Source organism: Serratia sp. SCBI, from assembly GCF_000747565.1.
GTDB classification, from domain to species: Bacteria; Pseudomonadota; Gammaproteobacteria; order Enterobacterales; family Enterobacteriaceae; genus Serratia; species Serratia ureilytica.
Map to the genome: position 1 here is coordinate 4880527 of NZ_CP003424.1, position 24470 is coordinate 4904996.

At 57.4% G+C, this 24470-nt stretch carries 18 protein-coding genes, 3 tRNA genes, 3 rRNA genes and 1 riboswitch; of the genes, 8 read left to right on the forward strand and 16 right to left on the reverse strand.

Going from position 1 to position 24470, the window contains the following annotated elements; genetic code table 11:
- Positions 1-19 precede the first annotated feature (19 nt).
- Positions 20-1543, forward strand: coding sequence for a YifB family Mg chelatase-like AAA ATPase (locus SERRSCBI_RS22700; RefSeq protein WP_042785551.1), 1524 nt, complete (start codon positions 20-22; stop codon positions 1541-1543).
- A gap of 28 nt (positions 1544-1571) precedes the next feature.
- Here the strand turns inward: SERRSCBI_RS22700 and SERRSCBI_RS22705 are convergent, their stop codons facing one another.
- Positions 1572-1910 (reverse strand): DUF413 domain-containing protein, encoded by a 339-nt coding sequence (locus SERRSCBI_RS22705; RefSeq protein WP_004929946.1) that lies wholly within the window; start codon positions 1908-1910, stop codon positions 1572-1574.
- A gap of 119 nt (positions 1911-2029) precedes the next feature.
- Between SERRSCBI_RS22705 and hdfR the strand changes: the two genes are divergently transcribed.
- Complete coding sequence (gene hdfR, locus SERRSCBI_RS22710; protein ID WP_042785552.1) at positions 2030-2857, forward strand: HTH-type transcriptional regulator HdfR; 828 nt, start codon at positions 2030-2032, stop codon at positions 2855-2857.
- A gap of 269 nt (positions 2858-3126) precedes the next feature.
- On the opposite strand, the gene SERRSCBI_RS22715 is transcribed toward hdfR, so the two are convergent.
- From SERRSCBI_RS22715 to btuB, 8 genes are all read right to left on the reverse strand, one after another.
- Positions 3127-3202: transfer RNA gene (locus SERRSCBI_RS22715), tRNA-Trp, on the reverse strand.
- A gap of 51 nt (positions 3203-3253) precedes the next feature.
- Positions 3254-3330, reverse strand: a tRNA-Asp gene (locus tag SERRSCBI_RS22720).
- A gap of 94 nt (positions 3331-3424) precedes the next feature.
- Positions 3425-3540, reverse strand: a 5S ribosomal RNA gene (gene rrf, locus SERRSCBI_RS22725).
- Between the two features lie 100 nt (positions 3541-3640).
- A 23S ribosomal RNA gene (locus SERRSCBI_RS22730) occupies positions 3641-6547 on the reverse strand.
- A 239-nt stretch (positions 6548-6786) separates the two neighbouring features.
- Positions 6787-6862, reverse strand: a tRNA-Glu gene (locus tag SERRSCBI_RS22735).
- Between the two features lie 88 nt (positions 6863-6950).
- Positions 6951-8491 (reverse strand): 16S ribosomal RNA (locus SERRSCBI_RS22740).
- Together the 16S, 23S and 5S rRNA genes with 3 tRNA genes alongside form the textbook arrangement of a ribosomal RNA operon.
- A 372-nt stretch (positions 8492-8863) precedes the next feature.
- Positions 8864-9727 (reverse strand): glutamate racemase, encoded by an 864-nt coding sequence (murI, locus tag SERRSCBI_RS22745; protein ID WP_025921004.1) that lies wholly within the window; start codon positions 9725-9727, stop codon positions 8864-8866.
- The gene (gene btuB / locus SERRSCBI_RS22750; protein ID WP_033645223.1) at positions 9672-11543 is read right to left on the reverse strand and encodes a TonB-dependent vitamin B12 receptor BtuB; all 1872 of its coding nucleotides are present in this window, start codon (positions 11541-11543) and stop codon (positions 9672-9674) included. The genes murI and btuB overlap by 56 nt, the downstream gene beginning before the upstream one ends.
- 68 nt (positions 11544-11611) lie before the next feature.
- A riboswitch (cobalamin riboswitch) is annotated at positions 11612-11825 on the reverse strand.
- 122 nt (positions 11826-11947) lie between these two features.
- Between btuB and trmA the strand changes: the two genes are divergently transcribed.
- On the forward strand, positions 11948-13051 hold the full coding sequence (trmA, locus tag SERRSCBI_RS22755) for a tRNA (uridine(54)-C5)-methyltransferase TrmA (RefSeq protein WP_042785554.1): 1104 nt from the start codon (positions 11948-11950) through the stop codon (positions 13049-13051).
- Positions 13052-13085: 34 nt separating this feature from the next.
- Here the strand turns inward: trmA and SERRSCBI_RS22760 are convergent, their stop codons facing one another.
- Complete coding sequence (locus SERRSCBI_RS22760; protein WP_042785555.1) at positions 13086-13457, reverse strand: YijD family membrane protein; 372 nt, start codon at positions 13455-13457, stop codon at positions 13086-13088.
- A gap of 15 nt (positions 13458-13472) precedes the next feature.
- Positions 13473-14105: an HTH-type transcriptional repressor FabR gene (fabR, locus tag SERRSCBI_RS22765; RefSeq protein ID WP_004931044.1), complete on the reverse strand. Its 633-nt coding sequence runs from the start codon at positions 14103-14105 to the stop codon at positions 13473-13475.
- Positions 14106-14322: 217 nt separating this feature from the next.
- On the opposite strand from fabR, the gene sthA reads away from it, so the two are divergent.
- A complete protein-coding gene (gene sthA / locus SERRSCBI_RS22770; protein WP_004931047.1) occupies positions 14323-15720 on the forward strand; it encodes a Si-specific NAD(P)(+) transhydrogenase in 1398 nt (465 codons plus the stop codon).
- Here sthA and oxyR read toward each other — a convergent pair.
- Positions 15703-16620 (reverse strand): DNA-binding transcriptional regulator OxyR, encoded by a 918-nt coding sequence (gene oxyR, locus SERRSCBI_RS22775; RefSeq protein ID WP_033652202.1) that lies wholly within the window; start codon positions 16618-16620, stop codon positions 15703-15705. The genes sthA and oxyR overlap by 18 nt on opposite strands.
- A 151-nt stretch (positions 16621-16771) precedes the next feature.
- On the opposite strand from oxyR, the gene SERRSCBI_RS22780 reads away from it, so the two are divergent.
- The 4 genes from SERRSCBI_RS22780 (at position 16772) to SERRSCBI_RS22795 (ending at position 19761) form a co-directional block, all read left to right on the forward strand.
- Positions 16772-17503 (forward strand): glutathione peroxidase, encoded by a 732-nt coding sequence (locus SERRSCBI_RS22780; protein ID WP_015379403.1) that lies wholly within the window; start codon positions 16772-16774, stop codon positions 17501-17503.
- Positions 17504-17575: 72 nt separating this feature from the next.
- A complete protein-coding gene (locus SERRSCBI_RS22785; protein ID WP_033645220.1) occupies positions 17576-19024 on the forward strand; it encodes a dihydrolipoyl dehydrogenase in 1449 nt (482 codons plus the stop codon).
- Positions 19025-19187: 163 nt separating this feature from the next.
- Entirely contained in the window at positions 19188-19448 is a 261-nt protein-coding gene (locus tag SERRSCBI_RS22790) for a toxin HicA (RefSeq protein ID WP_033652203.1), read from the forward strand.
- A complete protein-coding gene (locus SERRSCBI_RS22795; protein WP_033652204.1) occupies positions 19435-19761 on the forward strand; it encodes a type II toxin-antitoxin system HicB family antitoxin in 327 nt (108 codons plus the stop codon). Before SERRSCBI_RS22790 ends, SERRSCBI_RS22795 begins: the two co-directional genes overlap by 14 nt.
- 33 nt (positions 19762-19794) lie before the next feature.
- On the opposite strand, the gene argH is transcribed toward SERRSCBI_RS22795, so the two are convergent.
- The 4 genes from argH to argC all read right to left on the reverse strand — a co-directional run bounded on the left by argH (position 19795) and on the right by argC (position 24282).
- Positions 19795-21168 carry an argininosuccinate lyase gene (gene argH / locus SERRSCBI_RS22800; RefSeq protein WP_042785556.1) on the reverse strand — a complete coding sequence of 458 codons (1374 nt, stop codon included), beginning with the start codon at positions 21166-21168 and terminating at the stop codon, positions 19795-19797.
- A gap of 69 nt (positions 21169-21237) precedes the next feature.
- Positions 21238-22458 (reverse strand): argininosuccinate synthase, encoded by a 1221-nt coding sequence (locus SERRSCBI_RS22805; RefSeq protein WP_004931061.1) that lies wholly within the window; start codon positions 22456-22458, stop codon positions 21238-21240.
- Between the two features lie 25 nt (positions 22459-22483).
- Entirely contained in the window at positions 22484-23257 is a 774-nt protein-coding gene (gene argB, locus SERRSCBI_RS22810) for an acetylglutamate kinase (RefSeq protein WP_033645219.1), read from the reverse strand.
- 20 nt (positions 23258-23277) lie between these two features.
- Positions 23278-24282, reverse strand: coding sequence for an N-acetyl-gamma-glutamyl-phosphate reductase (gene argC, locus SERRSCBI_RS22815; RefSeq protein ID WP_042785557.1), 1005 nt, complete (start codon positions 24280-24282; stop codon positions 23278-23280).
- Between the last annotated feature and the right edge of the window lie 188 nt (positions 24283-24470).

The following is a 24470-nucleotide window of genomic DNA, read 5'->3' on the forward strand; positions in this document are numbered from 1 at the left end:
CCTCAGCAAGGAGAGCGATATGTCACTGGCGGTAATCTATAGCCGCGCCATCATCGGCGTTCAGGCCCCTTCCGTAACGGTAGAGGTGCATATCAGCAATGGCCTGCCCGGCCTGACGCTGGTTGGCCTGCCGGAAACCACGGTAAAAGAGGCGCGCGATCGGGTGCGCAGCGCCCTGATCAACAACGGTTTCACCTTTCCCGCCCGCCGCATCACCGTCAATTTGGCACCGGCCGATCTGCCGAAAGAAGGCGGGCGCTACGATCTGCCGATTGCGCTGGCGATCCTCGCCGCCTCCGAGCAACTACCCCTCGCACCGTTGGCACGCTACGAGTTTCTTGGCGAACTGGCGCTGTCCGGCGCGCTGCGCGCGGTCAGAGGCGCCATCCCGGCGGCGCTGGCGGCGGCTGACGCCGGACGACAATTGGTCCTCTCCACGGACAACGCCGCCGAGGTCGGCCTGATTGCGCAGTCACAATCCCATACTGCCCAACACCTGTTGGAGGTCTGTGCCTTTTTGCTCGGTCAGGGCGAGCTGCCGGTAGCCATCACGCCTCCCGCGGCAGACAACCCGCATGAAAACGCCGATCTGCGCGACATCATCGGCCAAGAGCAGGCCAAGCGGGCATTAGAGATCGCCGCCGCCGGCGGGCATAACCTGCTGCTGATTGGGCCGCCGGGCACCGGTAAAACCATGCTGGCCAGCCGACTGACGGGCTTACTGCCGCCGCTGACGGAACCTGAGGCGCTGGAAAGCCTGGCGGTCGCCAGCTTGCAGCATCCTGTTCTCACCGCTTTGCCATGGCGCCAGAGGCCATTTCGCGCACCGCATCACAGCGCATCGATGGCGGCGTTGGTCGGCGGCGGCTCACTGCCGCGCCCGGGTGAGATATCTATGGCGCATAACGGCGTGCTGTTTCTGGATGAGCTGCCGGAATTCGAGCGTAAGGTGCTGGATGCGCTGCGTGAACCGCTGGAATCCGGCGAGATCGTGATTTCACGCGCCAACGCCAAGGTCTGCTTCCCGGCCAAGGTGCAATTGATCGCGGCGATGAATCCCAGCCCAACCGGGCATTACCAGGGCATGCATAATCGCGCCTCGCCGCAGCAGGTGCTGCGCTACCTGGCCCGGCTGTCAGGGCCTTTTCTCGATCGTTTCGATCTGTCTATCGAAGTGCCGCTGTTACCTCCAGGTACGCTCAGTAAGCGGCAAACTCAGGGAGAAAGCAGCGAGCAGGTGCGGGAAAGAGTGCGACAGGCACGCACCCGGCAGCTCGAACGCGCCGGTAAAATCAACACGCTGTTAAACAACCGTGAAGTGGAACGGGATTGCGTGTTGCAGGCGGCAGACGCCGAGTTTTTGGAAGCGACATTAAACGCGTTGGGGTTATCGGTCCGCGCCTGGCAGCGCATCTTGAAAGTGGCGCGCACGCTGGCGGATTTAGCGGGGGATGTCGAGATCGGCAGGCGCCACCTGAGCGAAGCGCTGAGCTATCGCAGTATGGACCGTCTGCTGTTACAACTGCATCGTAGTCTGGAATAGAAAATGGGGCCCGAAGGCCCCATCGTCTTTAGTCTTCGCTGTCGCTGTAATCTTCTACTGCGTCAGCCTGCGGCTTACCGCCGGACAGCGTATGGAATTTCTTCGGGCGACGTGTGCGCGCCAGATATTTAGCCCATACTTTTTCCTGCTCGGTAGCCGCTTCGCGCTCACCGCGGCACACTGCGACGAACAGCTGTTCTTCTTCAGTGGCCGGCTGGCGTTTGCCCGAGTCCAGCTCGTTAAACGCGTAGCCGAAGCGCTCTAGCAATTGCGCCTCTTTAATGGTGAAATCGCCGTGACGGGAGAACCCGCGAGGGTAATGTTTATTATCAAAAAAACGATTGGTCGTGGTGAAGCTATCCGCCATCTGACACGCTCCTAATTCTCTTATGGCCGTGCTGTTTATGGCGCGGAGTATTAGATAGGCTTGACAGCGTGTAAAACAAAACATTTAAATCTTAACGACAAATTTTTTTGGAGATAGGTGTGGATACCGAATTACTGAAAACCTTTTTGGAGGTCAGTAGAACGCGTCACTTTGGCAGAGCCGCAGAATCTTTGTACTTAACGCAGTCCGCGGTCAGTTTCCGCATCCGTCAGTTAGAAAACCAGTTGGGCGCAAATTTATTTACCCGTCATCGCAATAACATCCGCCTGACACCTGCCGGCGAGCGGCTTCTGCCCTATGCCGAAAGCCTGATGAACACCTGGCAGTTGGCGAAGAAAGAGGTCGTGCGTTCACTGCAACATACCGAGCTGTCGATCGGCGCGACTGCCTCGTTGTGGGAGGCTTATTTGACCCCCTGGTTGCAGTCTCTCTATCAACAAAGAGAGGCGCTGCAGCTCGAAGCCAGGGTGGCCTTAAGGCACTCTTTGGTAAAGCAACTGCATGAAAGGCAGCTCGATTTACTGATCACCACTGAGCCGCCAAAGATGGACGAACTGGCCAGCCAGCAGCTGGGCAATTTCTCATTACGCCTGTTCTCATCCGTGCGTCGTGACAAGCAATCCCCCATGCCGTACATCAAGCTGGAATGGGGGGCCGACTTCCACCAACAGGAAAACCGCATGTTGGAAGGTGATAACGTGCCGGTACTCACGACCACCTCGGCACACCTGACGCGTCAGTTGCTGGAAACCACAGGCGGATGCGCTTTCCTGCCCAGCCAGTGGGAAAAAGAGTATCCGCAGTTGCTTGCCGCCGCCGAGATCCCGCCGATTGTCCGCCCACTGTATGCCGTCTGGTTGCAAAATAGCGATCAACAGCCTTTGATTCGGCAATTACTTAAAATACCTTTAAATACCGCAGCCTAAAGCGCTATGGCGGCCTTAAAAGCCGCCACCGTGGTCATGGCTGTCTATCATGCCAAAAACCGCCCATCGCCTTCTGAGAGAAGAAAATGCAAAACGGTAGGAGAATCAGGAGGTCTGCTGGGGTAAAGATCGAAAGATCATAAGGCAACTCGGATCAGATAGACATCAGCATAGAGCAGCCAATGCGCTCTTTTCCAAAGCGGGAATGCTCTAAGGGAAGGGATAATAGGTAAAAAAAAACCCTTTGCTTTCGCAAAGGGTTCTTAATATGGCAGGGGCGGAGAGACTCGAACTCGCGACACCCGGTTTTGGAGACCGGTGCTCTACCAACTGAGCTACGCCCCTAAATCTCGCTTAACATTATGCCTGCTAAAAAAGCAGGCATAATTAAATAAGTGGCGGAACGGACGGGGCTCGAACCCGCGACCCCCTGCGTGACAGGCAGGTATTCTAACCAACTGAACTACCGCTCCACCGATTCTTTTACGTTGTATCTTTCGATACCGGCAATATCGCGCTTTGCGACTTGCGCATTACCAGTCGTCACACTGATAACGTTTATTTGATGCCTGGCAGTGTCCTACTCTCGCATGGGGAGACCCCACACTACCATCGGCGCTACGGCGTTTCACTTCTGAGTTCGGCATGGGGTCAGGTGGGACCACCGCGCTATTGCCGCCAGGGCAAATTCTGTTTCATTCCAACCGCCTCACTTCCATGAAGCCATCAGAACCAATCTTGGAACGTCGCTGAAAATCTCTCTAAAAACACCTTCGGTGTTGTAAGGTTAAGCCTCACGGATCATTAGTACTGGTTAGCTCAATGCATCGCTGCACTTACACACCCAGCCTATCAACGTCTTAGTCTTAAACGTTCCTTCAGGGGCCTTAAAGGCCCAGGGAAGACTCATCTTGAGGCAAGTTTCGCGCTTAGATGCTTTCAGCGCTTATCTTTTCCGCACTTAGCTACCGGGCAATGCCATTGGCATGACAACCCGAACACCAGTGGTGCGTTCACTCCGGTCCTCTCGTACTAGGAGCAACCCCTCTCAATCTTCCAACGCCCACGGCAGATAGGGACCGAACTGTCTCACGACGTTCTAAACCCAGCTCGCGTACCACTTTAAATGGCGAACAGCCATACCCTTGGGACCTACTTCAGCCCCAGGATGTGATGAGCCGACATCGAGGTGCCAAACACCGCCGTCGATATGAACTCTTGGGCGGTATCAGCCTGTTATCCCCGGAGTACCTTTTATCCGTTGAGCGATGGCCCTTCCATTCAGAACCACCGGATCACTAAGACCTACTTTCGTACCTGCTCGAGCCGTCACTCTCGCAGTCAAGCTAGCTTATGCCTTTGCACTAACCTCACGATGTCCGACCGTGATTAGCTAACCTTCGTGCTCCTCCGTTACTCTTTGGGAGGAGACCGCCCCAGTCAAACTACCCACCAGACACTGTCCTCACCCCGGATTACGGGGCCGAGTTAGAACATCAAACATTAAAGGGTGGTATTTCAAGGATGGCTCCACGCAGACTGGCGTCCACGCTTCAAAGCCTCCCACCTATCCTACACATCAAGGCTCAATGTTCAGTGTCAAGCTATAGTAAAGGTTCACGGGGTCTTTCCGTCTTGCCGCGGGTACACTGCATCTTCACAGCGAGTTCAATTTCACTGAGTCTCGGGTGGAGACAGCCTGGCCATCATTACGCCATTCGTGCAGGTCGGAACTTACCCGACAAGGAATTTCGCTACCTTAGGACCGTTATAGTTACGGCCGCCGTTTACTGGGGCTTCGATCAAGAGCTTCGCCTTGCGGCTGACCCCATCAATTAACCTTCCAGCACCGGGCAGGCGTCACACCGTATACGTCCACTTTCGTGTTTGCACAGTGCTGTGTTTTTATTAAACAGTTGCAGCCAGCTGGTATCTTCGACTGGCTTCAGCTCCATCCGCAAGGGACTTCACCTACATGCCAGCGTGCCTTCTCCCGAAGTTACGGCACCATTTTGCCTAGTTCCTTCACCCGAGTTCTCTCAAGCGCCTTGGTATTCTCTACCTGACCACCTGTGTCGGTTTGGGGTACGATTTAATGTTACCTGGAGCTTAGAGGATTTTCCTGGAAGCAGGGCATCAACTACTTCTGCACCGTAGTGCATCGTCATCACGCCTCAGGGTTGATATGCAACCGGATTTACCAGGTCACACCCCCTACACGCTTAAACCGGGACAACCGTCGCCCGGCCAGCCTAGCCTTCTCCGTCCCCCCTTCGCAGTAACACCAAGTACAGGAATATTAACCTGTTTCCCATCGACTACGCTTTTCAGCCTCGCCTTAGGGGTCGACTCACCCTGCCCCGATTAACGTTGGACAGGAACCCTTGGTCTTCCGGCGAGCGGGCTTTTCACCCGCTTTATCGTTACTTATGTCAGCATTCGCACTTCTGATACCTCCAGCAACCCTCACAGGCCACCTTCAACGGCTTACAGAACGCTCCCCTACCCAACAACGCTAAGCGTCGCTGCCGCAGCTTCGGTGCATGGTTTAGCCCCGTTACATCTTCCGCGCAGGCCGACTCGACCAGTGAGCTATTACGCTTTCTTTAAATGATGGCTGCTTCTAAGCCAACATCCTGGCTGTCTATGCCTTCCCACATCGTTTCCCACTTAACCATGACTTTGGGACCTTAGCTGGCGGTCTGGGTTGTTTCCCTCTTCACGACGGACGTTAGCACCCGCCGTGTGTCTCCCGTGATAACATTCTTCGGTATTCGGAGTTTGCATCGGTTTGGTAAGCCGGGATGGCCCCCTAGCCGAAACAGTGCTCTACCCCCGAAGATGAGTTCACGAGGCGCTACCTAAATAGCTTTCGGGGAGAACCAGCTATCTCCCGGTTTGATTGGCCTTTCACCCCCAGCCACAAGTCATCCGCTAATTTTTCAACATTAGTCGGTTCGGTCCTCCAGTTAGTGTTACCCAACCTTCAACCTGCCCATGGCTAGATCACCGGGTTTCGGGTCTATACCTTGCAACTAATCGCCCAGTTAAGACTCGGTTTCCCTACGGCTCCCCTATACGGTTAACCTTGCTACAAAATATAAGTCGCTGACCCATTATACAAAAGGTACGCAGTCACACCACGAAGGTGCTCCCACTGCTTGTACGTACACGGTTTCAGGTTCTATTTCACTCCCCTCGCCGGGGTTCTTTTCGCCTTTCCCTCACGGTACTGGTTCACTATCGGTCAGTCAGGAGTATTTAGCCTTGGAGGATGGTCCCCCCATATTCAGACAGGATGTCACGTGTCCCGCCCTACTCATCGAACTCACGACCTGTGCATTTTAGTGTACGGGGCTATCACCCTTTGCTGCGCGACTTTCCAGACGCTTCCACTAACACACAAGCCGATTCAGGTTCTGGGCTCCTCCCCGTTCGCTCGCCGCTACTGGGGGAATCTCGGTTGATTTCTTTTCCTCGGGGTACTTAGATGTTTCAGTTCCCCCGGTTCGCCTCATGCCACTATGTATTCATGACATGATAGTGTGTCGAAACACACTGGGTTTCCCCATTCGGGTATCGCCGGTTATAACGGTTCATATCACCTTACCGACGCTTTTCGCAGATTAGCACGCCCTTCATCGCCTCTGACTGCCTAGGCATCCACCGTGTACGCTTAGTCACTTAACCTCACAACCCGAAGATGTTTCCATCGTTCGCGCTGCAAACATTTGAGAGACTCTATGACAGGTTACTCTTCATCCCAGTACATCTACGGAGGGATAAATTTCAGCCGTCATGTTTCAATTTTCAGCTTGTTCCAGATTGTTAAAGAGCAATATCTTAAACATGACTCGGAAGTCATCTTTAAGATATGGTGTATCGTCAGATACTTGGGACCGCCGCTTTCACCGGGTGGGTCGGAAGCTTGGCGTCCCCTAGGGGATTCGAACCCCTGTTACCGCCGTGAAAGGGCGGTGTCCTAGGCCTCTAGACGAAGGGGACACGACACCGTACTTTTATGACGCTTTTGCTCGTTACTTTTTCATCAGACAATCTGTGTGAGCACGCCACTCGAACTAATATCTTTAGGTAAGGAGGTGATCCAACCGCAGGTTCCCCTACGGTTACCTTGTTACGACTTCACCCCAGTCATGAATCACAAAGTGGTAAGCGCCCTCCCGAAGGTTAAGCTACCTACTTCTTTTGCAACCCACTCCCATGGTGTGACGGGCGGTGTGTACAAGGCCCGGGAACGTATTCACCGTAGCATTCTGATCTACGATTACTAGCGATTCCGACTTCATGGAGTCGAGTTGCAGACTCCAATCCGGACTACGACGTACTTTATGAGGTCCGCTTGCTCTCGCGAGGTCGCTTCTCTTTGTATACGCCATTGTAGCACGTGTGTAGCCCTACTCGTAAGGGCCATGATGACTTGACGTCATCCCCACCTTCCTCCAGTTTATCACTGGCAGTCTCCTTTGAGTTCCCGGCCGAACCGCTGGCAACAAAGGATAAGGGTTGCGCTCGTTGCGGGACTTAACCCAACATTTCACAACACGAGCTGACGACAGCCATGCAGCACCTGTCTCAGAGTTCCCGAAGGCACCAAAGCATCTCTGCTAAGTTCTCTGGATGTCAAGAGTAGGTAAGGTTCTTCGCGTTGCATCGAATTAAACCACATGCTCCACCGCTTGTGCGGGCCCCCGTCAATTCATTTGAGTTTTAACCTTGCGGCCGTACTCCCCAGGCGGTCGATTTAACGCGTTAGCTCCGGAAGCCACGCCTCAAGGGCACAACCTCCAAATCGACATCGTTTACAGCGTGGACTACCAGGGTATCTAATCCTGTTTGCTCCCCACGCTTTCGCACCTGAGCGTCAGTCTTCGTCCAGGGGGCCGCCTTCGCCACCGGTATTCCTCCAGATCTCTACGCATTTCACCGCTACACCTGGAATTCTACCCCCTCTACGAGACTCTAGCTTGCCAGTTTCAAATGCAGTTCCCAGGTTGAGCCCGGGGATTTCACATCTGACTTAACAAACCGCCTGCGTGCGCTTTACGCCCAGTAATTCCGATTAACGCTTGCACCCTCCGTATTACCGCGGCTGCTGGCACGGAGTTAGCCGGTGCTTCTTCTGCGAGTAACGTCAATTGATGAACGTATTAAGTTCACCACCTTCCTCCTCGCTGAAAGTGCTTTACAACCCGAAGGCCTTCTTCACACACGCGGCATGGCTGCATCAGGCTTGCGCCCATTGTGCAATATTCCCCACTGCTGCCTCCCGTAGGAGTCTGGACCGTGTCTCAGTTCCAGTGTGGCTGGTCATCCTCTCAGACCAGCTAGGGATCGTCGCCTAGGTGAGCCATTACCCCACCTACTAGCTAATCCCATCTGGGCACATCTGATGGCAAGAGGCCCGAAGGTCCCCCTCTTTGGTCTTGCGACGTTATGCGGTATTAGCTACCGTTTCCAGTAGTTATCCCCCTCCATCAGGCAGTTTCCCAGACATTACTCACCCGTCCGCCGCTCGTCACCCGGGGAGCAAGCTCCCCTGTGCTACCGCTCGACTTGCATGTGTTAAGCCTGCCGCCAGCGTTCAATCTGAGCCATGATCAAACTCTTCAATTAAAAGCTTGATGTGCTTCCACTCGAGAAGCGATGCTCAAAGATTTACTGCATGAATTTTACTTCAGTTAGTCACTCTTCAAGACTTGATATTTTTTGCATCCGAAGATGCTGGATATCGTCTTGTGGAGTGCCCACACAGATTGTCTGATAAATTGTTAAAGAGCAGTGCCGAGAAACTCATCGGCGCGGGCTGCGTATATTACGCTTTTCACCCGGAGAGTCAAGCGTTTATTTCGCTTTCTTCTCGCTGACCCGGCGGCTTGTCAGTCGTTGTTCCCGGTCAGTGGAGGCGCATTATAGGGAGTTCTCGGCGGGCCGCAACCCCTATTTTCAATATTTTTTCCGACCGTTGAATGTTTAACCAAAACACCGTTAAAGCGGCAGTTTTTTCAACGATTTAAAGCCATAGCCCTGCAAAACGGGCAATAAAGCGTCAGTATCTTCATTTAACGCCATGCAATACGCCAGATTCTCTTCCTGGCTCGAGACCAGGTTTTCCTGCGTAGAGATGAGCCAGGCGGTGCGACGGGCAATCGCCGCGCCGGAATCCACCAATCGGGTGCCTTCCGGCAACACCTGCATCAGCTCTTCAGCTAATAGAGGGAAATGGGTGCAGCCCAGCACGACGGTATCCGGCGGCTCGCGCATGCTCAGCCACGGATGCAGGATCTTCTTCAGCACCGGTAGCGGCACGGCTTCGCCATGCAGCTTGGCTTCCGCTAGCTCCACCAGTTCTGAAGAGCCCAGCAGTTCAATCTTGCAGTCGGTGGCGAAACGGGAAATCAGTTCGTGGGTGTAGCTGCGCTGTACGGTACCGCGGGTCGCCAACAGGCCGACAATGCCGTTGACGGTAAGACGGGCCGCCGGTTTGATGGCGGGCACCACGCCCACGACAGGGAAACTGAAACGCTCGCGCAGGGCCGGCAAGGAGACCGTGCTGGCGGTGTTGCAGGCGATGACGACAATCGCCAGAGGATGACGCTGCTGCACCGCGCCGACAATCTCCAGCACGCGCTCAACGATAAACTCTTCTGACTTCTCGCCGTAGGGGAACGCCACGTTGTCGAACGCGTATATATAGTGGAGATCCGGCAGCAACTGCCGAATCTCCTGATACACCGACAGCCCGCCGACGCCGGAATCGAAAACCAGCACCGTCGGGCGAGGTGTGGCGGTGCTGTTAGAAGGTATAGCTTCCAGTGAGGTAGTATTCTCTTCCTGGAGTAGCGTAGCCATAGGCCGTCTCATAATCTTTATCAAACAGGTTGGCAATTCTACCACGAACTGTCAGATGAGATGTGACCGGATACGAAACTGCGAGATCCCACAGACTCACGCCGCCAAGTTTAACGCTTTGTTCCGGATAGGTACTGTAATCCTTGTCATAACGTTGACCCAGATATTGATAAGTCACCGCCCAGTCAAAGTCATACAGCTGCCAGTCCAGCTCATATTTCACCTGCTGCTTGGCGCGCCGCAGCAGCACTTCATTGGTCTTGGCGTTGCGAGGATCGACATAGTCATAACCAATCTGATGCGTCAACGGGCCGGTATCAAACGAGGCCGTAGCTTCAATCCCTTTGATGGTCGCCTTACCCACGTTGTAATAGACGTAGTTGGTTTCCCCCGTGGAATCGATCAAATTGTCGATGTCGTTGCGATAACCGGAGATGCGCCAGGTCACCGGGCCGGTCAGCCCTTCAAAGCCACCTTCCCACTGCTTGCTTTCTTCCGGTTTCAGATCGGTGTTGTTACCGAAGTTGCCGTATAGCTGGCTCATATTCGGTGCTTTGAACGCCGTGCCATACGATGCGATAAAACGGTATCCCTCGACGAATTCCCAGGCCGCGCTGGTTTGCCAGGTGCCATGCCAGCCAAACTCGGAATGATCGTCACCTCGAACCGCACCTTCCAACGTTACCGGGCCAACCAGTTGCTGCGCAGTCAGATAGATGCCTGCATCACGTTGGCTTTTTTCACCCTTCACGGTGGTGGAATCCGGTTTGATTTTCTGTTGCTGCCAGTCGACGCCAGAGCTTACGGTACCCTGTCCAACCTGCAGCGTATTGCCCCACTGCAGGTTGTACTGTTCGGAATCCACCAGGCTGGCCGAGCTGTCATGCATGCCGAGGCGAGGATCGTAATCGTAATCCTTGCTATGGCTGTAGCTGCCAATCACTTGTGTTGCGTAAATGCCTTCTTTATAGCGCAATCCGGTATCCCAGGTTTGGCTATACAGTTTGCGCGTATCCAGCAGAGGGCTGGTCGGTGAGGAATAATAACTATCATACGCCGTGCGGTTGTCGTAACCATACCCGCGCACAAAACCGCTGACCGATTCGCTGAACTGGTGCTCAAGCGCACCATACAGCGACTTACTCATAAAGCCATCGCGATCCTGTTGGCTTTGCATGCCGGTGCTGCCGTAGGCCACCACGTCATACCCTTTGGTGTAGGTGTAGTCACCCGCCACCGTCGCCACGGTGCTGTCGCCCAACTGCTGTTGAGTCGACGCGTCATAGGATTGATAGCCGTTGGAGCCGACGCCGGCTGAGAGCGTAGTACCGTTCTTTTCACGCGTGGTAATGATGTTGACCACGCCGCCGATGGCGTCGGAGCCGTACACCGCCGAGCGCGGGCCGCGGATGTATTCGACTTTCTGCACCAACGAAATCGGGATTTGGCTAAGGTCAGAGGAGCCGCTGACGCCCGCCTGATTAAGGCGAATGCCGTCAATTAGCACCAGCACGTGGCTGGAGTTGGTGCCGCGAATAAACAACGAGCTCTTTTGCCCCAACCCGCCGTTTTGGCCAACGTCCACGCCCGGCAAACGGCGCATCACGTCGGTCAGGCTCTTGGCCTGCCAGCGATCGATATCGTTGCGGGTGACGATGGTGGTCGGCGCCAGCACGGAAGAAACCGGCTGCGGGAAACGGTTGGCGGTAACCACCAGGTTATCGCCATTCGTGGCTGTGGTGTTGTCTTGCGCCCATCCAGAAAAAGCCGTGACGGAAGAGACCACCGCCAGCAGCGTATTTTTTGTAATTGTCATGAGAAAAGCATCCAAACTTAATTGGCGGATGCCGCAGGATCATGGCCGGTAGTTCGCGACGGCCACGGACATTGCGACGTAACACCGGCAGGTCTTCGGGCTTGGGATTTGCGGGCCGCAGGGCGCGACCGGCAACGGGCGATGACTTCCCATCCTGCAGTGGACAGTGTCTGCGTCGAAACGCTATCGCCGTGACTTCCCCTTACCGCTGCGCGTCAGCTCCGGATTCACACCGGATTCCCTTTTCACTCGCTGCTTGAGGCCGGACGGCAATGCTACGATCAATGCAAATAGATGTCTAGACTGCCATTAATGTTACAAATAATAAACGCGACAAAACTGGACTTCACGGGCTGATTCCCTACAATCCCCGCTGATCAAATTTGCCTGACGAGAAGAAACACATGACGCCCGAGAATTTGCCTATTGAACGTTACGATGACCAACTGGCGGAGAAAGTCGCCCGCCTGAAGACGTTGATGTCACCGTTCGCGGCGCCCGAGCCGGAAGTGTTCCGCTCGCCAGTCGACCACTACCGCATGCGCGCCGAATTCCGCATCTGGCACGACGCAGACGACATGTATCACATCATGTTCGATCAGCAGACCAAGCAGCGTATTCGCGTCGATCAGTTCCCGGCGGCCAGCGAGCTGATCAACCGCCTGATGACCGCCCTGATCGCCGCGCTGAAACCGGAGCCGATCCTGCGACACAAGCTGTTCCAGATAGATTATCTGTCGACGCGAAGCGGCAAAATCATCGCTTCGCTGCTGTATCACCGCAAGCTGGATGACGTTTGGCAACAGCGCGCCGAGCAGTTGCGCGACGAGCTGCGCGCGCAGGGTTTCGACCTGCAGCTGATCGGCCGAGCGTCGAAGACCAAGATCATGCTCGACCAGGATTATGTTGACGAAGTGCTGCCGGTCGCCGGCCGCGACATGATTTATCGCCAGGTGGAAAACAGTTTCACTCAGCCCAACGCGGCCATGAACGTGCAGATGCTGGAGTGGGCGTTGGCGGTCAGCGCCGGTTCCAAAGGCGATTTGCTGGAGCTGTACTGCGGCAACGGCAACTTCTCGCTGGCGCTGGCGCGCAATTTCGAGCGCGTGCTGGCGACCGAGATCGCCAAACCGTCGGTGGCGGCGGCGCAGTACAACATCGCCGCCAACCATATCGACAACGTGCAGATCATCCGCATGGCGGCGGAAGACTTCACTCAGGCGATGAATGGAGTACGCGAATTCAACCGGTTGAAAGGCATCGATCTGAGCGGCTACAACTGCGAGACGATTTTCGTCGATCCGCCGCGCAGCGGGCTGGACGATGAAACGGTGAAGATGGTGCAGGCTTACCCGCGCATTCTGTATATTTCATGCAATCCGGAAACGTTGTGCGCCAACCTGGAAACGCTGCAGGCCACCCACCGGGTCAGCCGTCTGGCGCTGTTCGATCAGTTCCCTTATACCCATCACATGGAATGCGGCGTGTTGCTGGAAAAGCACCGCTGATATGACAGGGGCGCCGTGATGGCGCCCCGTTTCATTACGATTCTTGAGTCGGCACATCCGGCGCCTTGCGCGCCTTCAGTTTCATGCCGATCCACAGCACCAGCGCCACGCAGATCACCGACGGCAGGAAGTTGGAGCCGATCTGCGGATATTCGGCGCGCACGATGGCGCTGTACAGCAGCAGCCCCAGCAGGAAACAGGCCGCCGCCAGCTTCGGCATGCCATCCGGCATGGCGCGGTTCAGGTAACGCTGATGCAGGCAGTACACCGCCAGCACCAACGCGATCAGCGGGAAGATCGAAAACGGCACCACCGAGCTGAACAGCGCGGCAAAGGAACCGTTGATCGAAAGGCCGGCAATCAACGCCAGCAGTAAGGTGCCATTTTCACGGCCTGGTTTTTCCATCATTTTTTACCTTTTTTATACGTGGGACACAGAAGCTTTTTCTTGTTCGCGACGATACCAGTAATACGCCCCTTTGGAGATCATCCGCAGTTGCAGCACCAGCCGTTCTTCCAGCTGCTGCCGCTGCTCGACGTCGATATCCAGCGCTTCCGCGCCGGCGCTGAACACGATGGTGACCATCGCTTCCGCCTGCGCTTCGGTAAAGCTGCGCGGCATGTGATTTTCCAACTCGAGGTAGTCCGCCAGTTCGGCGATGAAATGCTGGATCTCGCGCGCCACCGCCGCACGGAATGCCGCCGACGTGCCGGAGCGCTCGCGCAGCAGCAGGCGGAAGGCGTTCGGGTTGTTACCGATAAATTCCATAAAGGTGGACACCGAGGTACGGATCACGCTGCCGCCCTTGGCGATGCGTTGGCGCGCCTGGCGCATCAACTGACGCAGCATCAGACCGCTTTCGTCCACCATGGTCAGCCCCAACTCGTCCACATCGCGGAAATGGCGATAGAACGACGTGGGCGCGATGCCCGCCTCGCGTGAAACTTCCCGCAGGCTCAGACTGGCGAAGCTGCGTTCGGCGCTCAGCTGGCTGAAAGCGGCTTCGATCAGGGAACGACGAGTCCGTTCTTTTTGTTGTGCTCTGACGCCCATATGCATATCCGGATAGGTTCCATTTTCTCAGTCTAACGCCCTAGACTCGGCAATATAGCAAATTTTATTGCAACAGCATTTATACTAACGCGCTCTATCACACTTCCGCCCTGAGCCGATTGTGCTTTGACTCAAAAAGCCTAATGGTGATTGGGTGAGCAGCGCTATGATGTTAAGATACCGTTGTAATCTTGTATAAAAAACAGGTCTCTCCTACATGCAACAGCACTATCAATTTGATGCCATTGTGATTGGCTCGGGCCCTGGTGGTGAAGGTGCCGCCATGGGGCTGGTGAAACAAGGCGCCCGCGTGGCCGTTATCGAACGGTACAATAACGTAGGCGGCGGATGTACCCATTGGGGCACCATCCCCTCCAAAGCCCTCCGCCACGCCGTCAGCCGCATTATCGAATTCAACCAGAACCCGCTTTACAACAACTCGCGCACGCTCAGCGCGACCTTCCCTGACATTTTACGCCACGCCGATAACGTCATCAGCCAGCAGACCCGAATGCGCCAAGGGTTCTATGAGCGGAACCAGTGCAAACTGTTCGCCGGCGACGCGCGCTTCATCGACGCCAACACCGTCAGCGTCAGCTACATGGACGGCACCCAGGACACCATCCGCGCCGATCACATCGTGATCGCCTGCGGCTCGCGTCCTTACCATCCGGCCAGCGTCGACTTCAACCATCCGCGCATCTACGACAGCGATTCCATTCTCGAGCTGAGCCATGAGCCGCGCCACGTGATCATTTACGGCGCCGGGGTGATCGGCTGCGAGTATGCGTCCATCTTCCGCGGCCTAAACGTCAAGGTCGATCTGATCAACACCCGCGATCGTCTGCTGGCGTTCCTCGATCAGGAGATGTCGGATTCGCTCTCTTACCACTTCTGGAACAACGGCGTGGTGATCCGCCACAACGAAGAATTCGAGAAGATCGAAGGCACCGAAGACGGCGTGATCGTGCACCTGAAGTCCGGCAAGAAGGTGAAAGCGGACTGCCTGCTGTACGCCAACGGCCGTACCGGCAACACCGATTCGCTGGGGTTGGAGAACGTCGGCCTGGAGTCGGACAGCCGCGGGCTGCTGAAAGTAAACAGCATGTATCAAACCGCGCTGTCGCACATTTATGCGGTCGGTGACGTGATCGGCTATCCGAGCCTGGCTTCCGCCGCCTACGATCAGGGCCGCATCGCCGCGCAAGCGATCGCCTCCGGCGAAGCCAGCGGTCACTTAATCGAAGATATCCCGACCGGCATCTACACCATTCCGGAAATCAGCTCCGTCGGCAAAACCGAGCAGGAACTGACCGCGATGAAGGTGCCGTATGAAGTGGGCCGCGCCCAGTTCAAGCATCTGGCGCGCGCGCAGATAGCCGGGATGAACGTCGGCAGCCTGAAGATCCTGTTCCATCGCGACACCCTGCAGATCCTTGGGATCCACTGCTTCGGCGAGCGTGCGGCGGAGATCATCCACATCGGCCAGGCGATCATGGAACAGAAAGGTGAAGGCAATACTATCGAGTATTTCGTTAATACGACCTTCAACTATCCGACCATGGCCGAAGCCTACCGGGTGGCGGCGCTAAACGGCTTAAACCGCCTGTTTTAACGCGCTGTCGATGTAGCCCTGCATGTGTTCGCGGATCGCCTCGGCCAGTTGCTCATAACGGCTGCGCAAAGGGGAGCCGGGGCGGTACACCAGCGCGATGGTGCGCTTCGGCTCCGGCTTGTAGCAATCCAGATAGCAGACGCCGTCGCGTTCGCGCTGCGGCGGTACCGCCAGTGACGGCAGCAGGGTAATGCCGCTGCCGGCCGCGACCATATTGCGCAGCGTTTCCAGACTGGTGGCGCGGAAGTGGGTATCTTCGTCCGCGCCCGCCTGGAAGCAGAAGCCCATCGCCTGATCGCGCAGGCAGTGGCCATCCTCCAGCATCAGCAGTTTCTCACCCGCCAAATCCGGCATCGGCACGCGCTCGCGCTGCGCCCACGGGTGATCGGAGTACACCGCCAGCTTCATCGGTTCATCGAACAAAGGCACTTCGATAAACGCCTCGGTTTCCTTAACCAATGCCAGAATGGCGCAGTCCAGTTTGCCGCTGTCGAGTTGCGCCAGCAGCTGATGGGTTTGCGCTTCGTGCAGGTACATTTCCAGTTTCGGGAACGTTTTGTGCAGCGTCGGGATGATCTGCGGCAGCAGATAAGGCCCCACGGTCGGGATCAGGCCGATGTGCAACGGTCCGGACATGGCTTCGCCCTGCTGGCTGGCCATCTCCTTCAATACTTTCACTTCTCGCAGCACGGTACGCGCCTGCTCCACCAGCAACAGACCCGCCTGGGTGAACAGCACCTTGCGGCTGGTGCGTTCGAGCAGCATGACGCCCAACTCGTCTTCCAGCTTGCGGATCTGCCCGCTCAGCGTGGGTTGGCTTACATGGCATGAATCGGCCGCGCGGCGGAAGTGCCGGTGCTCGGCCAAGGCGACCAGATACTCTAAATCACGAATATTCATTGTTTCCCTCCATTCCATGATAGCTCATGGCGATAGATAAGATAGCAATGAGCGATTAGATCTATCAAGTCCCAGCGACAATAATGTGTCCCAACGAAGCGATATCGCGCTAAATGCTAAAAATTACTTTTCCTAATTAAGGGGTTAATCAATGTTTACCAGTCAAGAAGGCAAGAAAGTTCCTCAGGTTACTTTCCACACCCGTCAGGGCGACCAATGGATTGATGTGACCACTGATGACCTGTTCAAAAACAAAACCGTCATTGTTTTCTCGCTGCCGGGCGCGTTCACGCCGACCTGTTCTTCGAGCCACCTGCCGCGCTACAACGAACTGTCCAGCGTATTCAAGCAGCACGGCGTCGACAGCATTCTTTGCGTCTCCGTGAACGACACCTTCGTCATGAACGCCTGGAAAGCCGACCAACATGCGGAAAACATCACCTTCGTGCCGGACGGCAACGGTGAATTCACCAAAGGCATGAACATGCTGGTCGAGAAAGCGGATCTGGGCTTTGGCCCTCGCTCATGGCGCTACTCGATGCTGGTACGCAACGGCGTGGTCGAGAAAATGTTTGTTGAGCCGAACAAGCCGGGCGACCCGTTTGAAGTGTCCGACGCCGACACCATGCTGAAATACCTGGCGCCGGAATTCAAAGTGCAGGAATCGGTCTCCCTGTTCACCAAACCGGGCTGCCCATTCTGCGCCAAAGCCAAGCAGATGCTGCAAGAGCGCGGCATTCAGTATGAAGAGATCGTGCTGGGCAAAGACGCCACCACCGTCAGCCTGCGCGCCGTCAGCGGCCGCGCCACGGTGCCGCAGGTCTTCATCGGCGGCCGTCACATCGGCGGCAGCGACGATCTGGAAACATTCCTGTCAGCTTAATAAGTAATAACAAAGCCAACGTGAACTTTGGCGGGCTACGGCCCGCCCTTTTTTTACCTTTCAGGAGCGGATATGAAACTGTTGAACGTTGATGTCGCGGTCATCGGCGGCGGCACCGCAGGGCTCGGCGCCTATCGCGCGGCCAAACTGTCTACCCCCAGCGTGGTGATGATTGAAGGCGGGCCGTACGGCACCACCTGTGCGCGCGTTGGCTGCATGCCATCCAAATTACTGATCGCCGCCGCCGAAGCGGTGCATCAAATCGAACGTGCGCCGGGCTTTGGCGTGCACCCAACCGGCAAAACGCGTATCGACGGACGCGAGGTGATGGCGCGCGTCAAACGCGAACGCGATCGTTTCGTCGGCTTCGTGCTGGAAGGCGTGGACGAGATCCCGGCCGCCGACAAAATTCAGGGCTATGCCCGCTTTATCGACGACAACACGCTGCAGGTCGATGACCATACGCGCATCGTGGCGCAGCGCATCGTGATCGCCACCGGCTCTCGCCCCAGTTGGCCGGCGCCGTGGAATGAACTGGGCGATCGCCTGATCGTCAACGACGATCTGTTCAACTGGGATGACTTGCCGCAGTCCGTGGCGGTATTCGGCCCCGGCGTGATCGGGCTGGAGCTGGGGCAAGCGCTGCACCGCCTCGGCGTCGACACCAAGGTCTTCGGCATCGGCGGCGCCGTCGGGCCGCTGACCGACAGCGCCGTGCGCGATTACGCTGCGAAGGCGCTGGGGGAAGAATTCTACCTCGACGCCGACGTGAAAGTGGAGATGATGCAGCGCGAAGGCGACCGCGTATTTATCCGCTATCAGGATCTGCAGGGCCAGTCGCAGGAGATCCTGGTGGACTACGTGCTGGCCGCCACCGGCCGCCGCCCCAACGTCGATCGGCTGGGCCTCGAAAATACCGGCCTGCAGCTCGACGCTCGAGGCGTGCCGCTGGCCGACCGCCTGACGATGCAAACCAGCGTGCCGCATATCTTTATCGCCGGCGACGCCAGCAACCAGCTGCCGCTGTTGCATGAGGCCAGCGATCAGGCGCGCATCGCTGGCGCCAATGCCGGCAGCTTCCCGGAGATCAATCCGGGTCTGCGCCGCAGCGCGATTTCGGTGGTGTTCTCCGATCCGCAGATCGCCATGGTCGGCTCGACCTTCCGCGAGCTGAGCGAGAAGTTCAGCGCCTGCGGCTGTTTTGAAGTGGGCAAGGTCTCGTTTGAGAATCAGGGCCGCTCGCGGGTGATGCTGCGCAACAAGGGCGTTCTGCACGTTTACGGCGAGCAAGGCACCGGCCGTTTCCTCGGCGCGGAAATGATCGGCCCGGACGCCGAACACATTGCGCACCTGTTAGCCTGGGCGCACCAACAGCAGATGACCGTCGATCAAATGCTGGACATGCCGTTCTATCATCCGGTGATCGAAGAAGGCTTGCGCACTGCGCTGCGCGACCTGCAGGCGAAGCTCAAACTCGGCACGGCCGAAATCGAGCGCTGTCAGCGCTGTCCGGGCGAATAACGCCTCCTTCTCCGTTCACACCTACCGGGCCTTCAGGCCCGGTTTTTTTTGCGCAGCGCTTTCCAGATTTTCCTCCCTCCTCTTGCCTCACGGCCCTCCTGCGCTCATTTTTTATGCTTCGATATTGAATTGATATCAATAATAATACTAAAATGGAGGCAACATGAACGAGATCAGGGATGACATCGCTGATTTGCAACAGCGGCAGAACAGCATCAAATTCGCCGAGTTAGCGAAAATCTGCGTGCGATGGTTTGGGCCGCCGCGCATAAACGGTAGCAGCCATCACGTTTATCGCATGCCCTGGCCAGGCGATCCGCGCATCAATATCCAACGCGGCAACAACGGCGCGGCCAAGGCATATCAGGTTAAGCAGGTCATCGCCGCACTGGCCAGAATGGAGGAAGAACATGGAAAAGCATGAACACTATACCTATCGCATCACCTGGTCAGCGCAAGACCGTGAATATGTCGGGCTGTGCGCCGAATTCCCCTCGTTGTCCTGGCTGGCCGCCACGCGTACCGGCGCATTGGAGGGTATCGAGAAAGTGGTGAGCGAAACGATCGCCGACATGCTGGCGCAAGGCGAAACGCCGCCGCAGGCGTTGGCGGAGAAAAATTTCAGCGGCAAACTGGTGCTACGCATGACGCCGGAACAGCATCGCCGGCTGGCGATCGGCGCGATGGAAGAAGGCGTGAGCCTGAACCGTTATCTCTGCGCACGCCTGGCGGGGTAAAGGTTCAAGGGCGGCGCCAGGCCGCCCTCGTCGTCAAGCCAAACGCTGTTTCGCTGCGGCGATGGCCGCGGCCACCTGCTGCGGCGCGACGCCGCCTTTGGCCGCACGTTTGTCCAGGCAGGATTGCAACGCCAGGATCGGATAGACATCGTCGCCAATCGTCGCGCTGAACTGCTGCAAATCCGCCAGCGGCAGCGCTTCCAGCGGTTTGCCCTGGCGAATGGCTTCTACCACCGCCTCACCGACGATATGGTGCGCTTCGCGGAACGGCACGCCTTTGGCGACCAGGTAGTCCGCCAGCTCGGTGGCATTCGCATAACCCTGCTCCGCCGCTTCCCGGCAGCGCGGGCGCTTCACCTGAATGCCGTCCAGCACCAGCGCCGCCATCTGCAGGCAGTCCATCCAAGTGTCGAGCGCGTCGAACAGCCCTTCTTTGTCTTCCTGCATGTCTTTGTTGTACGCCAGCGGCAGGCCTTTCAGCGTCATCATCATGCCGGTCAGCGCGCCCTGTACGCGGCCGCACTTGCCGCGGATCAGCTCCAGCGCGTCCGGGTTTTTCTTCTGCGGCATCAGCGAAGAGCCGGAGGTCACGCGGTCAGACAGCTCGACAAACGCCGCCTCGCCGCTGTTGAAGAAGATCAGATCTTCGGCGAAGCGCGACAGGTGCACCATGCTGATGGCGGCGTTGGACAGCAGCTCCAGCACGTGATCGCGATCGGATACGCTGTCCAGGCTGTTGCGGGTCGCCGAGGCAAAACCCAGCCAGCCGGCCAGCTGCTCGCGATCGATAGGATACGCGGTGCCGGCCAGCGCGCCGCTGCCCAGCGGGCTGACGTCCAGCCGTTTCAGGGTATCCTGCAGGCGGCTTTCATCGCGCGCCAGCATCTCGACATAGGCCAGGCACCAGTGCGCGAAAGTCACCGGCTGCGCGCGTTGCAGGTGGGTATACCCCGGCATCACCGCATCCTGGTTGGCTTCGGCGGTCTCCATCAGCGCCTGCTGCAGCTGGACGATCGCCTGATGCAGATCGCCGATCTGCTGTTTGCACCACAGCTTCAGATCGGTCGCGACCTGATCGTTGCGGCTGCGGCCGGTGTGCAGCTTCTTGCCCAAATCGCCGACCTTCTCGATCAGCTTCTGCTCCACCCAGCTGTGGATGTCTTCGGCATCGCTTTGGACGATCGCCAAAGGATCGGCCTGGACTTCCGTCAGCAAGGCATTCAGCGCCTGCTCCAGCTGCTGTTGCTCCGTTGCCGTCAACACGTTAACGGTCACCAGCGCCTTCGACCAGGCCACCGAGCCCACGATATCTTGCTCCGCCAGGCGATAATCGAACCGCAGCGAATCGTTGAGTTGCTTGAACCGCTGATCCGCCGCCTGAGTGAACCGTCCGCCCCAAAGTGCCATACCTTTACTCCTGAATTTTTATGCGAAAGGGCGCAGCATGCTGCGCCCTTGCAGAGTCACGCCAATCGGTTATTTATTCTTTTTCTCGTTCAACGCGCGGATGCGTGAAGACAGAGAGAACAGGCGGATAAAGCCGCCCGCGTGGCTGTGATCGTAAACTTCGTCTTCGCCGAAGGTGGCGAACTCTTCGGAGTACAGGCTGTTGGCGGATTTTTTCTGGGTCGCCGTCACCTGGCCTTTGTACAGCTGCAGCACCACTTCACCATTCACCTCTTCAGCCAATGCTTCGGCAGAGGCCTGCAGCGAGCGGCGCAGCGGCGCGAACCAACGGCCGTCGTACACCACATAGGACATCTCCAGGCCCAGCTGCTCGCGCCATTTGAAGCTGTCGCGATCCAGCACCAGCTGCTCGATGGCGCGCAGCGCCGCCACCATGATGGTGCCCCCCGGGGTCTCATAGCAGCCGCGGGATTTGATGCCCACCAGACGGTTTTCCACGATGTCGATACGGCCGACGCCGTGCTTGGCGCCCAGCGCGTTCAGGGTTTCCAGGCACTGGTACGGCGATAGCGCTTTACCGTTAACCGCCACGACGCGGCCTTTCTCGACGGTAACGGTCACCTGCTCAGGCTGGTCCGGCGCTTCCTGCGGATCGACGGTCCATACCCAGCAATCCTTGTTTGGCGCGTTCCACGGGCTTTCCAGCACGCCGCCTTCGGTGGAGATGTGCCAGGCGTTCTCATCGCGGCTGTAGATTTTCTCCAGCGATGCGGTGGTCGGGATATTGCGCTCTTTCAGGTAATCCAGCAGCGCTTCACGGGAACGCAGGTTCCACTCGCGCCACGGCGCTACCACTTTCAGCTGCGGCGCCAGCGCGGTGTAGGTGGTTTCGAAACGCACCTGATCGTTGCCTTTGCCGGTCGCGCCGTGGCACAGCGCGTCTGCGCCCACTTTCAACGCCAGCTCGACCTGCGCCTTGGCGATGATCGGCCGCGCCATCGAGGTGCCCAGCAGATAGCTGCCCTCGTACAGGGCGCCGGTCTGCAGCACCGGATAAACGTAATCACGGATAAATTCTTCACGCAGATCGACCACGTGACATTCAGAGGCACCGGACTGCAGGGCTTTTTGCTCCACGCCTTCCAGATCGCTGCGCTCCTGGCCGATGTCCGCCACGAACGCCACCACTTCACAGCCGCCGTAGTTCTCTTTCAGCCATGGAATGATGGCCGAGGTATCCAGGCCGCCGGAGTACGCCAGAACGATTTTTTTGATGCCTTGGTTTTGCATGATCTATTCCTTTCTAATTCTAAAATTAAGCGAGGATCCGGGTGCCAATCGACACGCCGTTAAACAAAGCAGGAAGCTGATCGGCATGGCGCCAGCTGGCGATATCCACCGGGCGGCCGAGGGTGCGGGCAGCGTCGAGCGCCGCATTCACCTTCACCACCATACCATCGGTGATGATGCCTTGCGCGATCAGTTGTTCCGCTTTTTGCGCCGTCATTTCCGCAATGCGTTGGCCCTTGCCGTCGAGGATGCCGCTGACGTCCGACAGCAGGATAAGGTCCGCCCCCAGCGTCGCCGCCAGCGCCGTCGCCGCCTGATCGGCGTTCACATTCATTAACTGCCCTTCGGCGGTGATGCCGATGGAGCTGACAACCGGCAGGTAGCCAGCACCCAGCAGGGTATTGAGCAGCGCGGGCGAACCGGGCTGCGCGTTGCCGACGTGGCCCAATGCCGGATCGAGCGGGGTCACGACCGCGCTGCCGCCGTCCGCCAGGCTCAGGCCGACGGCGTTGATTTGGTGTTTAATCGCCCACGCCAGCAGCGTTTTGTTGGCGGTGCCGGCCAGCGCCCCGGTGATGATGTCGATCTGATCGGCCGGCGTGACCCGCAGGCCGTTCTTTTTCACCACCGGCAAAGCGAGCTGCTTCATCAGTTCGTCCACCACGCAGCCGCCGCCGTGCACGATCACCAGCGGGCGCTGGTGCTGCTGCCGATAGCTGTCCAACGCGGTAAACAGACGCTCCAGCGCTTCTTCACTGTCTAATAACACGCCACCTAACTTGATAATTAACGGGTTCATTGCTGTTTACTCACGCTGGTTTAAAGGAGTGATTGGGTTTCCGGGAAGCCGAAACGGATATTCAGGCATTGCACCGCCTGCGCCGCCGCGCCTTTCAGCAGATTGTCTTCCACCGCCACGGCGATCAGATGCTCGCCCTGCACCGCAAAACCGATGTCGCAGAACGGCAGCCCCACCACCGATTTCAGCGCCGGCACGCCCTGGTCGTACAGCCGCACCAGCGGCTTGTCGTCATAGGCGGCATGATAGGCGGCCGCGATGTCCTGCGCGGTCACGCCGGCTTTCAGACGGCAGGTGATGGTTTCAAGGATGCCGCGCGGGAAATTGCCCAGGTGCGGCGTAAAGATGACCGGCACGCCCAGGTGCGCGGCGATCTCCGGCTGGTGCCGATGAGTGAAAATACCGTACGGCTGCAGGCTCACTTCGCAGAAGCTGGTGGTCATGCTGGCCTTGCGCCCGGCGCCGCTAACGCCGCTGGTGGCGTTGATCACCGGCCACTGATCCAGATTCAGCAGCTGTTTTTCGATCAACGGTTTCAGCGCCAGCTGCGCCGCCGTCGGGTAGCAGCCCGGCACCGCGATCAGCTGCGCCTGTTTAATCTTGTCGCTCTGCCACTCCGCCAGGCCGTACACCGCCTGCTCCAGCAGAGCACCATGCTGATGCTCGAAACCGTAGTACTGGCTATAAAAACCGGCGTCCTGCACGCGAAAGGCGCCGGACAGATCAAACACCACGCAGCCCGCCGCCAGGAAAGCCGGTGCGATATCGTGGCTGACTTCATGGGCGGTGGCGAGGAACACTACATCGATGCCCTGCGCCGCCTTGGCGACGTCGGTCAACGGCTGCAGCGGCAGATCGACGATGCCTTTCAACTGGGGATGGAGATCGGAAAGCAACTTTCCTGCATCTGCACTTTGCGCTGAAACCGCTAAAGCGGTTATGTTCATGTGTGGGTGGCGATTCAGGTAAGCCGTGAGCTCCGCTCCGGCGTAACCGCTGGCACCAACGATCAGCGTATTCAACATGTGGCCTTTCACCTTCTAACTGACGTGCGGTCGCTTGCGACCCAGGTAACAGGGCTAGCCAGCGTTGTTGCGCCGTTCACCCACGGAGCCAGGCGTTGATGCTTTTATAAACATCCGGGCATCGGGTTCCCTTACGCTTCGGCTTACTGTATTTTTATTCAAAATAAATGCATGAATATTGATACTAT

Coding starts and splice junctions, on each gene's coding strand:
- SERRSCBI_RS22700 (WP_042785551.1), top strand. CDS start 20: ATGTCACTGGCGGTAATCTATAGCCGCGCCATCATCGGCGTTCAGGCC.
- SERRSCBI_RS22705 (WP_004929946.1), bottom strand. CDS start 1,910: ATGGCGGATAGCTTCACCACGACCAATCGTTTTTTTGATAATAAACAT.
- murI (WP_025921004.1), bottom strand. CDS start 9,727: ATGGCTACGCTACTCCAGGAAGAGAATACTACCTCACTGGAAGCTATA.
- btuB (WP_033645223.1), bottom strand. CDS start 11,543: ATGACAATTACAAAAAATACGCTGCTGGCGGTGGTCTCTTCCGTCACG.
- trmA (WP_042785554.1), top strand. CDS start 11,948: ATGACGCCCGAGAATTTGCCTATTGAACGTTACGATGACCAACTGGCG.
- SERRSCBI_RS22760 (WP_042785555.1), bottom strand. CDS start 13,457: ATGGAAAAACCAGGCCGTGAAAATGGCACCTTACTGCTGGCGTTGATT.
- fabR (WP_004931044.1), bottom strand. CDS start 14,105: ATGGGCGTCAGAGCACAACAAAAAGAACGGACTCGTCGTTCCCTGATC.
- sthA (WP_004931047.1), top strand. CDS start 14,323: ATGCAACAGCACTATCAATTTGATGCCATTGTGATTGGCTCGGGCCCT.
- oxyR (WP_033652202.1), bottom strand. CDS start 16,620: ATGAATATTCGTGATTTAGAGTATCTGGTCGCCTTGGCCGAGCACCGG.
- SERRSCBI_RS22780 (WP_015379403.1), top strand. CDS start 16,772: ATGTTTACCAGTCAAGAAGGCAAGAAAGTTCCTCAGGTTACTTTCCAC.
- SERRSCBI_RS22785 (WP_033645220.1), top strand. CDS start 17,576: ATGAAACTGTTGAACGTTGATGTCGCGGTCATCGGCGGCGGCACCGCA.
- SERRSCBI_RS22790 (WP_033652203.1), top strand. CDS start 19,188: ATGAACGAGATCAGGGATGACATCGCTGATTTGCAACAGCGGCAGAAC.
- SERRSCBI_RS22795 (WP_033652204.1), top strand. CDS start 19,435: ATGGAAAAGCATGAACACTATACCTATCGCATCACCTGGTCAGCGCAA.
- argH (WP_042785556.1), bottom strand. CDS start 21,168: ATGGCACTTTGGGGCGGACGGTTCACTCAGGCGGCGGATCAGCGGTTC.
- SERRSCBI_RS22805 (WP_004931061.1), bottom strand. CDS start 22,458: ATGCAAAACCAAGGCATCAAAAAAATCGTTCTGGCGTACTCCGGCGGC.
- argB (WP_033645219.1), bottom strand. CDS start 23,257: ATGAACCCGTTAATTATCAAGTTAGGTGGCGTGTTATTAGACAGTGAA.
- argC (WP_042785557.1), bottom strand. CDS start 24,282: ATGTTGAATACGCTGATCGTTGGTGCCAGCGGTTACGCCGGAGCGGAG.